Raw genomic sequence first — 10,274 nt, 5'->3', positions numbered from 1 at the left:
CAGTAATCCCCTGATTGTGCCCTAGTCGGACCCTCCGCGATTACGTCATGTTCGTACACGTCCGCAACCTCGATCACTTCCCAGCGCGTGTTGCGGTTCGGGTTCCAGCCAGATCCTCCAATGCAGCAATGCGCTCCGTGCAAACTATGTGCACCACGCGGCCCAATTCCTCGATCTGCTCACCGAGCCAAGCCAACTCCTCAGCCGTGATCCGATAGTGCTTCGAGTAGCGCGCTTTGACATAAGCTTCCTTGAGCTTCTCAAACATCCCGCGCTGCTTCCGGTTGTCCGACGGCCAGACATAGGTGAGGCGACGATCAATGCGCTCAGCCTGCGTGCGCAGAAATCCGAGGTTGTGCACATGGGGGGAATAGAACGTCACTACCAGCAAGACGCAATGATATAGGCTTTCAACTGCCTGATGATATTCAAAGGCAGCGTGCTTAACCAAGGTTTGCTCCACCGCGAAACGTGCGAGCTTCACGCGCCCCGCACCGGCAGGGAACCACTCTTCGAAATACTCTTTCGCCATCGCCAGAGCCTGCTCCGGCGTTTTGGGTTTCGGCGTATGCAGTTCGGTATCGTCAGCCTCGTAAAGTGCGATACCGTCCTTTGCGACGTCCATGAAGAAGTAGCGCCCGTGCGCGAGGCCATCGTTCACCTCGCCCAGCGTATGAACGATAAAATTCACCGGCGTCTTCAACGTTCCGCTGATCCCATACTCACGCATCAGGCGTTCATCGAGCCGCGACCAGTACTTGACCCGATCGGTCAGGTCCTTGTGATTGACGATGATCAGCAGGTCGAAGTCGGACTTGTACCCCTTGGCGGTGTGCGGCTCGTCGACCCATCCACCGCGGGCATAACTGCCGTAGAGAATGACTTTGAGGATACGGCCAGCTTTCTTGCGGCTTTCGCTAGCGCAGGCGGTAACATCCTCGAACTCCTCGAAAATCAACTGACGCACGCGCTCAAGCTCGCGCTGCTTGTTCGCCGGAAGATGATCGAGATCGTGCCGCATCAGAAGGTTACCCTGTCGTTCCGAACCCGGAAAGGCAAGGGGCCAAAGGCCGCGCGCCACTTCCGGACCTGCATTCTTCAAACTGCTTCCGTCGTTTCAAGTCACCTTGCGTCCATACTCCACTCGATCTTCTGCCCGACGTGCTCGGCGACCAGCCAAATCAAACCGAGACGCAAGCCGACATCGCCTCAGACGCGGCCAGTCAGCATGGCCCGCTCGATCGCGGCACCTACTGCCTCTGCCGCATCCAAGAGGTGCGCATCGTCGAAGTGAGCATAGCGTGACGTGGATTTTACCGTCGCGTGGCCCAGCAGGCGACCGATCATGGGCAAGCTCTCCCGGCCCATGACGGCATGACTGGCGTAAGTGTGGCGCAGGTCGTGAAGTCGCACGTCCTTCAGGCGAGCCTCATCCCGAAACTTCTCCCAAGGGCCCTGAATGCTGTGGATTGGGCGGTGAGAACGCCAGTTCCAGAAAATCCACGGATTCTTGCCACAGCGGGGCAGGGCCAAAATCAACTCCCGAGCTTCATCCCCGAGCCAGACCGTCCGTGGTCCGGTCTTGCTGTCGCGAAGGCGAATGCGAAAGCCTTTGAGGTCAGACCAGTGCAGGCCAAGAATTTCACTCACTCTGCAGCCTGTCAGCACGAGCAACAGGATCGCCGATGCATAGGCTTGCTCGGTCCGGTCGTCGCCTTCACGCGCTTGTGCCAGGACAGCGCCAAGCCGGGCCAGCTCATCGTCGGACAAGAAGCGGTTGCGATGGTTCTTGCGGTTCAGACGGACAGCGTAGCACGGGTTGGTGTTCTCGATCCGGTATCCCCATTCCTCCGCCTTGTTGAGCGCTGCCCGCAGAATTTCGAGGCAGCGGTTTGCTGCGCTTGGCCCGGACCGGTCGGTCAAGCCCACGAACCATTTAGTCACTTCGGCCTCGCTCAAGCTATCGACGAACGCCTCCGGGAATGCTTCGTCGATGTGGCAGCGGCGATAGCCCGTCGCCGCTTCTTGCGTGGTCTCCTTCCAAGCTGGCGAGCATTTCTCCCAATACTCGCGCATGAAATCGCCGATGCGCGGTGAATTGCGAATGCGCTGGCGCGACGTTGCCGGATCATGACCGACAAGCGCGTGGGCAATTACCCGGCGCGCGACCATCACCGCCTGATGCCGCGTGATGACCGACGCTGGGCCGATGGTGATCGTCCGCAAGCTCCCACCCATCCGCGTCTGAACAATGTAGACATGCCGACCACTGGCGTAGTGGCGAATGCCAAGGCCGTTCTCGGCGGCGATCCAGGTCGTCTTCCGTGGCCTTCCCTTGGGCGGTGGCGCCAGCTTTGGGCTAACGCCGATCTCGGCGAGCGCCTTCTCGACGATCTGCTTGAGGGAAAGACTGGTCATGCCGAAAGTCCTAACGAACCTGCAATTCCGCTCGAAACACGCAAAGCGGCTTCGGCAATCGTTTCATCCGCAAGGTGCGCGTATCGGGCAGTGGTTTCCGGCAGGACGTGGCCGAGCAGGCCGCCGATGGTGGCGAGCGGTATTTTCTCCCGGACTGCGACCGAGGCAAAGCTGTGGCGCAGGTCATGGACACGAACGTCAGGCAGCGCACATCGCTTGCGGAACGGATGCCACCAGCTTCCGATTTTGATGGGGCGAGTACCGGACCGGTTGGAAAAGACAAACTTGGTGTCGGGTCGTTGTTCAACGGCTTGCAATATTCTGACGGCTTGGCTGTTCAGCCAGATGGTCTTCGGGCCCGTTTTGCTGTCGGGTAGCATCAGGCGTGGCAACTTTACCCAGTCCCATTCAAGATCTCGAATTTCGCTGATACGCGCGCCAGTGAAGATCAGCAGTCTGACGATGGCGACTTGCGCAGGGTACGTGGCTTCGTCCGCGTCAAGCTCTCGAGCCATTCGGCGAAATTCCTGCGGGCTGAGAAATCGTTCTTTCAGTTCGGTCTTGAAGCGAGGCATCCCCCTGCATGGGTTCGAGGCTCGTCGGATGTACCCGAGCTGCTCTGCATATTTGAACATGGCCGCCATGACCGGCACTGCCCGATTGAACCGGCTTTCGCACACGGTGGCGCAATCGTCGCGCCAGCGCACGATGTCCGACCTTCCGATGTGATCGAGCCGCATCTTGCCGAAACGGGGAAGGAGGTCTTGCTTGTATGCAGCGGCATTGCGTGCCTGGGTCGATGCCTTCCAATGCCGCGCGTAATCCGTCCAAAACTCATGGAAGTAGTCAGCGAACAAGGGCGCGATCTTGCTGCTCGCTCGTCTTGGCAGTCCGTCAAGGGCGACCTCGGCAAGGCGCTTGCGCGCTTCGCCACGCGCCGTCTGCGCATCGACCACGTCGACCTTGCCCAAGGAAACGCGGCAATGCCTGCCACGTCGGCGCAGACGGACAAACCAGTAGCGATTGCCGGAAGCACGAATACGCATCCCGAAACCCGCAAGCTCTGTATCCCATACGTCGTACTCACCGGGTCCATGCGGCATTTTCCGGCGAGCCAGGTTGCCGTCCAGAAATGCTCGGAATCCGGGCAAAAGCGGATTGGGGACCAAATCGCCACCAGAACCATTCGAACTCTCGGGCAAAGTATCTGAATTATCGGCATTTCTGGGGACCAGATGGCCTTCGGCAGCACCCAAACTGTCGAGCGCTTTCAAGGTTGTTTCTATTGATTTTGCTGCATTTTTTCCCATTTTTACGGCTTATGCCGTGTAGGGTGTGCAAATCTTCCCCATAATCCGATACCTTGTATCTGGTGACTGGCTTCTGGTCTTTCTGGCGCATGGATTCGGGCTTTGACCACCTGTCTTTAAGCCAATGAGTACCGCTGATTTCAGGACGGGGTCGCAAGATTTATTTCCAGGACTGGTGGCAAAGGGCTTGCCACTGCAGACACTGCTTGGAATCTTTGGCGCGGGAGGTTTCAGCACCAACCCACGAGGTATCATCATGGCCAGGAAAGGAAGCCTTGAAGCGGAACGACAGGCAATCGCAAAGGAGCGTCAAGCGCTGGAAACGCGCGAGGCAAAACTGCGCGAAAGCGAGCGGGCAGCGAGTGTCGAACTGATGCACAAATCGGTTCTCGGCAAGGCGCCGTTCGAGAGGGTCGAAGCATTCTTCGCCGCTCTTGGGAAGCTCGGTCTGGACGAAGCGGAGAAGCGCCTGCGGGCAAGCTGAAGCCGGCCTCCACAGAGGCCAGCGTAGCCGGGGTTCCCAAAGTTGCTGCCTGCGTCCGCAGGCAGGCGAGGGGGCGCCGGCTGCGCTATTTCCAGGTTCGCAAAAAGAGTGGCCGGAGAGCTTCTCAAGAGCCCTCCGGCGCAGCGGTCGATGATCATTTCAGAACGGGCATTTCGCGTCCCACTCGGGATCCATCACCACGCTCATGAAGCTTGCGGCACGGGCGATGTTCGCTTCGTCGAAGTCGTCGGCCATCATACCCGGGACGGAATGGACGATCCGGTCGATCAGGTCCTGGGGCAGGGCGTTGTAGTCGCCTTCGTCGATGGCGAGAAAGCAGCCGAACTTGTCCTCAATGACATGGCTGTCGAAGAAGCTGTGCTGGGCCCGGATAGTCGCGGCGCGTATGGCGGCGTCATAGCTGATGTGGTCGAAAGCCGGGATGTCGAGGGTCTTGGTAAGAGCGTTCATCTGAGCCTCCTGTCAAAGGAATTGAAGAGGCACCTCAAAGGATGGCCGAACTTGGCCCGGGTCAGGAACGGGCCGCTCGCGGACCGCCGCGCCAGCGGAGGTGGGGGAGCCGATTTTTCGCCTTCTTCAGGCGTAAAAATTGGGGGAACCGCCCTTCTTGACGCGGGCCAATGGCGGCCATCATGCTTGGAATTCTGCGAGAGTGTTCAACCCTGTTGGTTGGCCCCCGGTCGCCCCATGAACTGGTCTTGTCGGCCCGGCTGATGTGAAGGCTTCGCGCACGCCGCCAGCAGGCCGCCAGGCCGTCACTGGCGAGGGCAAGAAACGAGCGAGCCGGCCCATGATTGCGCGCGTCCCGATCGACAAAAATGAAGGGCATCCGGCGGTGAGACCGGACACCCTTCTGATTGATGAAGACGGATCAGCCCCGCTCAGAACGGCGGGAGATCGTCGCCATTGGCAACGCGCTTCATTGCCGGGCTTTCAGCCTGCGCTGGAGCCTTGGCCTTCGCCGCCGGAGCCTCGTTCTGGGCCGAAGCATCGCGCACGATGTGAAGGGGAATGCGCGCCTCACGCAACCGGTCAGCGAGGTTCGCCTGGATGCCGCCGCCACTGCACACCACCGCTTCGACCGGCTTGAAGGCGAGCATGCGCGCATTGCGCTGATAGGGCGCTGAAGGTCCCCTCGAGGTGTGGGGCTTGCACAGGATCACCGGCACATTGTGGCGCGAGGCCCATGCTGCTGCGATCACGTCCGCGCCCTTGTTCTGCGCAGTCGTTGCCAGCGCCATCGACGGCACCCGGGTGTGGATCGCATCGAGGTAGTCTTCCACCAATGCAATGTCGGTGAACTGCTGCCCGCCCGAGAACACCACGACCGGACCCGAGGGGGCGAACTGCTCGCGCCGCTGCGCCTTCTGTGCCGCGAGATAATCGCGCGCTTCGATCATGGAGGCATTGGTCTTGGAGGACACCCGCGAACCCCGGATCGGCGAGAACGGACGGCCGGCTTCGACGAGGTAGATCCGCGCGGCATGGTCGCGCATGCATTCCATCGCGTCGCGGCATTCGGCGAGGCTGCGGGCCTGCATCGTGAGGTCCTCAAGGTCGGTCGCATAGACCTCACTCGGATCATACTCGCGCAGCTTCTCCTGCAGCCGGTTCGCCATTGCATCCTCGCGGTCATCGAGGCGCTTGGCCACGACATGGAAGCTGTTGGCGATGCCCCAGGCGACTTCGCTGGCGAAGTCCTCCATCCGGGTGTCGCGGAACAGGTCGAAGACCGTTGCCAGCATGATCTCGATCGCCGCCTGCGCCGCTTCCGGGTCGGGCATTTCAGCTGCGCTCGGCTCATGCTCGATCGAGAGCTTGGCCAGTTCGGTCTGCTCCATGAACGCCCGGGCGTAGTCGGGCGTGGCGATTTCGCGCGCATAGTGTTCAGCAAGGTCGGCAAAGTTCGAGAAACGGTCCGTCATGATAACCTCCAAAAGGAATTTTCTCTCATCACGCTGATGAAAGATCTGCCTTGAAGGACGCCGGAGTCAGGCAGTCAGGGACGGCGGCGCGCACGCGCTGCCGCCGCGAATAGCGGGCGTGGGGGGAGCCGATTTTTGATCGCAAGGCGCTAGCCGCAGCAGGCCAAAATCGGGGGGCACCCGCGATCCTTGACGGCCGCCAATCTCCCAGGCGTCATGCTATGGCGATGCTGATTTCGTTCAGCCACCGAGATGAGAGAGAGATTACGGTTTTGCCCCCGAAACCCTGAACCTGAAAGGAGCAGGGGCGTTCGGGGTTAACCGCAAAACACCGCTACTCTTCGCTGATCAAGCGGCTGTGAGAGGGCTGGGTTGGCGATGGGACGGATATAGACTGACGATTGGTCAGGCTTATATTGACGATTGGACGCACTTTGATGTAGCAATTGGCCATGATCGCATCTCCAAAATTGCCGCTCGTACCGCGCCGTGCAGAGACGGCTGTGGCGACAGCACTCGAGGATACGCGCGTCGTGCTGGTCGAAGGTCCGCGCCAAGCGGGCAAGACGACCCTTGTGCGACAATTCGTTCACGAGCGTCGCCCCTACCTGTCGCTTGATGACCCGGTTATTCTTGCCAACGCCAAGAGCGATCCGGTCGGGTTTATCCGGAACCTGGAGGGTGCGGTCATCGACGAAATCCAGCGAGCTCCCGAACTCATGCTGGTGATCAAGCAGTCGGTCGATACCGACACAACCCCGGGACGTTTCCTGCTAACGGGCTCAGCCAATGTCATGGCGCTGCCAACGATAGGGGATTCGCTCGCGGGCCGTATCGAGATCGTCGAACTCTTTCCGTTCGCCCAGGCGGAGCTGTTGGAACGATCAGGCGATGCGATCGATCGCTTCTTCAGCGGCGATCCGATTGTGATCGGTGAACCCGTTGTCGGGCAGGATCTGGCGCAGCTGGTCACCCGAGGCGGATATCCCGAAGCCATAGGTCGCGCCGACGGAAAGCGGCGGATCAAATGGTTCGACGACTATCTCGCCTTGATCCTCGATCGGGACGTGCGCGACATTGCTACGATCGACCAGTTGGAAAAACTCCCCTTGTTAGTCCGGCTGCTCGCGGAGCAGTCGGGACAGCTATCCAATCATTCCAACATGGCGTCGGCACTGCAAATCTCGCGGGCGACAGTCGGGCGTTACATCGAGACGCTCGAACGCATGTTCCTGATCGACACGCTGCCGCCCTGGTTCAGCAATCGTATCTCGCGCCTCATCAAGACACCGAAGCATCACTTCCTTGACAGTGGCCTCCTGGCCGCGCTCCGTCGCTTCAGCGCGGCACCGCCGCAGACAGATCCCGAGCGCTTTGGCCCGCTCCTCGAGAGCTTCGTTGGGTCTGAACTACGCAAGCTGATCGGCTGGAGCGATGCACGCGTGACCCTCTCGCATTTTCGTACGAAAGAGGGTGACGAGGTCGACTTCGTGCTCGAGGATCAACAGGGACGCGTCGTCGGCATCGAGGTCAAGGCGTCCGCGACGTTGCGTCGCGGCGACTTTTCGGGGCTGCGCAAACTCGAAGAGGCGGCGGGCGACAAATTCGTTCGTGGGCTGGTGCTCCACGACCATGACGGGCCGCGACCGTTCAGTGAGAAGATTTCCGGTGTTCCTATATCGGTGCTCTGGGCCAACTGACCATGCGAAAAGCGTGATCAGGCTGGCTGAGCATCACTTGCGATCCGGTAGGAACCTTTAAGATCCGATGCGCTGGAAGACGACAAAGTGGCCATCGTAGCCGACCTGTCGGCGGGTCCGGGCTGAGACTGCAGCGCGCGTCCAGTCGGAACTTCGGTCGAGCGCCTGCTATTGTAGGCAGTATCCAGCTTCGATGGCGAAACCGATTTTGCCTAGCCGCTCGACGGCCTCGCTCGCCAAGATCCGGATCCCGATGATATCCCCAGGCCCGCCGGTCAGCGGCGAGGGCTCGGCCTTGGCGTAAAGACCCTAGCCAATCCGGACCAGACGGCCTGACAGCACCTGATGGAGAAGTGCGCGCCCGACCGTGTCATAGCCTCCAAATTCGCCAAAATCGATCGCATGAACACGTTGCGCCGGGATCGCCGGACCCGCTGTGCGATGCGCTCTGCACTCGACGAGGCGGACGAGGTCATCAGGCCGCTTGTAAATCCGAATGCAAAGACATGGAATTCGACGACCAGATGCGACGCTTCTTCGGGACCGATGATCTCGGAGCGGTGTCGCCTGTAGGATGCGCCGCCCGCAGATCGAAGCAAATGCAGGCCGACCTGATCGGCACCCAAAGCGCGGGACAGGATCGGGTTTATCCCACAACCTGGCAAGAGGGGAAAATGTGGGACAAACCGGCGGGACGCGAGCGGTCGCCGCTGCCACCCGTTTCACATTGATAATATATCTTATGTTAAATTTTATCAATAGTTTACACGGATTTCCCGTCGCGCGGCAAGTGCGATCGCGCGAAGCATAGCACTCCAGAATCTGGCAAAGCCGCCATCTTTCAGCCGATCAAGATAAGCGTGCAGCTTGTTGCTCCATCCCTGACGCACGAGTTCTTCAGCCGTTGCATCACCGAAAGAAGGCAGCGATTGCGACCGGTACCAGGCATAGGCCGTTGGCGCGCTGGCCGCCCAAGGAATGATCCGGTCGATGATCCCGCAAATTTCAACCAACTGCGATTGCGGTGTCACGCTTCCGATGCGGGCAGCTTTGGTAAGCGCTTCAGGCGAGACCCAGGCAACAATGGCCAACTCGGATTCGGCGGTCCTGAGCGCCGCAGCCAGACGCCGGGGAGAAACACCGTGTTGGTCGGATACGTCACTCAAGAATTCCGAATTGCTCATGGACCCCGTCCGACCGCAATTAGTCTGTATTGCATTTTGCAATACACCCTGTATGATGCCTTGTGGAGATAGAATATGGCCAAGTCCCTTGAACGCAAGGATCACCCGGTATCGATGCGTCTGCCTGATGCCGACATTGCCCTGATCGATCGTGCGGCAATTGCGCGCGGCCGCTCGCGAACCGATTTCGTGCGAGAAGCGGCGGTGCGCGCCGCCGAGGATGTGCTGATGGACCAGAGGCTCGTGCGGATGAGCACCGAAGGGTTTGCCGAATTCATCGCGCTGCTCGAAAAGCCTGCCGAGGCCGTTCCCTCGCTCGTCGATGTGCTCAGACGACCGGCGCCTTGGGACATGCCCTCGGACGATCGGCACTGACAATTGGGCCTGTCGGCGCCGGAACTGTTGAACGCAGCTCACGAAGTCGATGACTTCGACTGCGGCAAGCCATCGCTCAATCACTGGCTCAAGGGGCGCGCCCTCGCAAACCAAGAGCGCGGGTTTACTGCGGTGTTGGTCGTGCATGAGGCGATGCGGGTGGTGGGCTACTACGGCCTGGCTCCGACATCGGTGATACCCGGCATTCTGCCGCGGTCCATCCGGACGGGGCAACCGCCCGATCCCGTGCCTTGCCTGCTGCTCGGTCAACTCGCGACCGATCTGGCATGGGCGGGACAGGGCATCGGCTCGGGATTGCTGCGGCACGCTCTGGGACGGTGTCTGGAAGCTGCCCGCCTCGTTGGCGGCCGGGCAGTGATCGTCAATGCCATCGATGACGAGGCTGCAGCCTTCTGGCTAGGCAAGGGCTTCCTGCCTTCGCGCGACGATCCACTCGTGCTGTTCCAGTCGATCGGCGCCATCGCTGCTTCCCTGGCAGCGGCAGAACGTTGAGCCCGTGCTGAGTCAGGGCACGACCGAAGCCATAACCGCGGAGCTCGGACCTTCGGCCTATGGCCGGGCGTAGGGCCAAAGCCCGATCCTCGCCGCGCGCTTTTCTGCATGGCGGGATAGCCGGGAGCGACCATGGATAGATCAGGCCGCAAAGAGTTCGCCTTGGGGATTGGCAGGACCTGGACGTTGTCGCTGCGGCGGCGCAGGTTTGCGCAGCAGCGCAAGGACGCCTGGCTTGACCACATAAACCGCGTGACGTCCGCCGCCGCGGTTCTTGTGGTTGGTGGCGTAGCCCGCATAGTGCCGGGTCATCAGCCCGGCGCGGACCAGATCGGAAATCGCGC

Annotated in this window: 11 protein-coding genes and 1 pseudogene; 5 read left to right on the top strand and 7 right to left on the bottom strand. The window is 60.5% G+C overall.

What is annotated here, in order from left to right; genetic code table 11:
- Nucleotides 1–73: 73 nt before the first annotated feature.
- The 3 genes from AX703_RS07395 to AX703_RS07385 all read right to left on the bottom strand — a co-directional run bounded on the left by AX703_RS07395 (nt 74) and on the right by AX703_RS07385 (nt 3,728).
- A complete protein-coding gene (locus AX703_RS07395; RefSeq protein WP_062343475.1) occupies nt 74–1,021 on the bottom strand; it encodes a nucleotidyltransferase and HEPN domain-containing protein in 948 nt (315 codons plus the stop codon).
- Between the two features lie 188 nt (nt 1,022–1,209).
- On the bottom strand, nt 1,210–2,418 hold the full coding sequence (locus tag AX703_RS07390; protein ID WP_062343472.1) for a site-specific integrase: 1,209 nt from the start codon (nt 2,416–2,418) through the stop codon (nt 1,210–1,212).
- Entirely contained in the window at nt 2,415–3,728 is a 1,314-nt protein-coding gene (locus tag AX703_RS07385; protein WP_231735434.1) for a site-specific integrase, read from the bottom strand. Before AX703_RS07385 ends, AX703_RS07390 begins: the two co-directional genes overlap by 4 nt.
- A gap of 256 nt (nt 3,729–3,984) precedes the next feature.
- Between AX703_RS07385 and AX703_RS07380 the strand changes: the two genes are divergently transcribed.
- Nucleotides 3,985–4,212 carry a hypothetical protein gene (locus tag AX703_RS07380; RefSeq protein WP_062343473.1) on the top strand — a complete coding sequence of 76 codons (228 nt, stop codon included), beginning with the start codon at nt 3,985–3,987 and terminating at the stop codon, nt 4,210–4,212.
- A 159-nt stretch (nt 4,213–4,371) separates the two neighbouring features.
- On the opposite strand, the gene AX703_RS07375 is transcribed toward AX703_RS07380, so the two are convergent.
- The gene (locus AX703_RS07375; RefSeq protein WP_062343471.1) at nt 4,372–4,683 is read right to left on the bottom strand and encodes a hypothetical protein; all 312 of its coding nucleotides are present in this window, start codon (nt 4,681–4,683) and stop codon (nt 4,372–4,374) included.
- A 431-nt stretch (nt 4,684–5,114) separates the two neighbouring features.
- The gene (locus AX703_RS07370; RefSeq protein ID WP_062343470.1) at nt 5,115–6,158 is read right to left on the bottom strand and encodes a DUF2493 domain-containing protein; all 1,044 of its coding nucleotides are present in this window, start codon (nt 6,156–6,158) and stop codon (nt 5,115–5,117) included.
- A gap of 452 nt (nt 6,159–6,610) precedes the next feature.
- Here AX703_RS07370 and AX703_RS07365 point away from each other — a divergent pair, with 452 nt between their 5' ends.
- Nucleotides 6,611–7,858 carry an ATP-binding protein gene (locus AX703_RS07365; RefSeq protein ID WP_062343469.1) on the top strand — a complete coding sequence of 416 codons (1,248 nt, stop codon included), beginning with the start codon at nt 6,611–6,613 and terminating at the stop codon, nt 7,856–7,858.
- A gap of 506 nt (nt 7,859–8,364) precedes the next feature.
- On the top strand, nt 8,365–8,589 hold the full coding sequence (locus tag AX703_RS26520) for a hypothetical protein (RefSeq protein WP_082734472.1): 225 nt from the start codon (nt 8,365–8,367) through the stop codon (nt 8,587–8,589).
- A 24-nt stretch (nt 8,590–8,613) separates the two neighbouring features.
- Here AX703_RS26520 and AX703_RS07355 read toward each other — a convergent pair whose 3' ends face one another.
- Nucleotides 8,614–9,042 (bottom strand): XRE family transcriptional regulator, encoded by a 429-nt coding sequence (locus AX703_RS07355; RefSeq protein WP_231735433.1) that lies wholly within the window; start codon nt 9,040–9,042, stop codon nt 8,614–8,616.
- 75 nt (nt 9,043–9,117) lie between these two features.
- Here AX703_RS07355 and AX703_RS07350 point away from each other — a divergent pair, with 75 nt between their 5' ends.
- Together AX703_RS07350 and AX703_RS07345 are read left to right on the top strand one after the other, a co-directional pair.
- Entirely contained in the window at nt 9,118–9,417 is a 300-nt protein-coding gene (locus AX703_RS07350) for a DUF1778 domain-containing protein (RefSeq protein WP_062343467.1), read from the top strand.
- A 27-nt stretch (nt 9,418–9,444) separates the two neighbouring features.
- On the top strand, nt 9,445–9,930 hold the full coding sequence (locus AX703_RS07345; RefSeq protein ID WP_231735432.1) for a GNAT family N-acetyltransferase: 486 nt from the start codon (nt 9,445–9,447) through the stop codon (nt 9,928–9,930).
- Between the two features lie 141 nt (nt 9,931–10,071).
- Here the strand turns inward: AX703_RS07345 and AX703_RS27825 are convergent.
- Nucleotides 10,072–10,274, bottom strand: a pseudogene (locus AX703_RS27825) (hypothetical protein); the annotation flags it as partial.

The sequence above is a fragment of the Novosphingobium sp. CCH12-A3 genome (assembly GCF_001556015.1).
In the GTDB taxonomy this organism is placed as follows: Bacteria; Pseudomonadota; Alphaproteobacteria; order Sphingomonadales; family Sphingomonadaceae; genus Novosphingobium; species Novosphingobium subterraneum.
The sequence above is the reverse complement of the archived record's forward strand: the minus strand, read 5'-3'. Positions and strand labels throughout refer to the sequence as shown.

Bases quoted from the DNA above. Each gene is read 5' to 3' on its own strand.
- AX703_RS07395 (WP_062343475.1), bottom strand. From the start codon at position 1,021: ATGCGGCACGATCTCGATCATCTTCCGGCGAACAAGCAGCGCGAGCTT.
- AX703_RS07370 (WP_062343470.1), bottom strand. From the start codon at position 6,158: ATGACGGACCGTTTCTCGAACTTTGCCGACCTTGCTGAACACTATGCG.
- AX703_RS07390 (WP_062343472.1), bottom strand. From the start codon at position 2,418: ATGACCAGTCTTTCCCTCAAGCAGATCGTCGAGAAGGCGCTCGCCGAG.
- AX703_RS07350 (WP_062343467.1), top strand. From the start codon at position 9,118: ATGGCCAAGTCCCTTGAACGCAAGGATCACCCGGTATCGATGCGTCTG.
- AX703_RS07365 (WP_062343469.1), top strand. From the start codon at position 6,611: ATGATCGCATCTCCAAAATTGCCGCTCGTACCGCGCCGTGCAGAGACG.
- AX703_RS07355 (WP_231735433.1), bottom strand. From the start codon at position 9,042: ATGAGCAATTCGGAATTCTTGAGTGACGTATCCGACCAACACGGTGTT.
- AX703_RS07380 (WP_062343473.1), top strand. From the start codon at position 3,985: ATGGCCAGGAAAGGAAGCCTTGAAGCGGAACGACAGGCAATCGCAAAG.
- AX703_RS26520 (WP_082734472.1), top strand. From the start codon at position 8,365: ATGGAATTCGACGACCAGATGCGACGCTTCTTCGGGACCGATGATCTC.
- AX703_RS07385 (WP_231735434.1), bottom strand. From the start codon at position 3,728: ATGGGAAAAAATGCAGCAAAATCAATAGAAACAACCTTGAAAGCGCTC.
- AX703_RS07375 (WP_062343471.1), bottom strand. From the start codon at position 4,683: ATGAACGCTCTTACCAAGACCCTCGACATCCCGGCTTTCGACCACATC.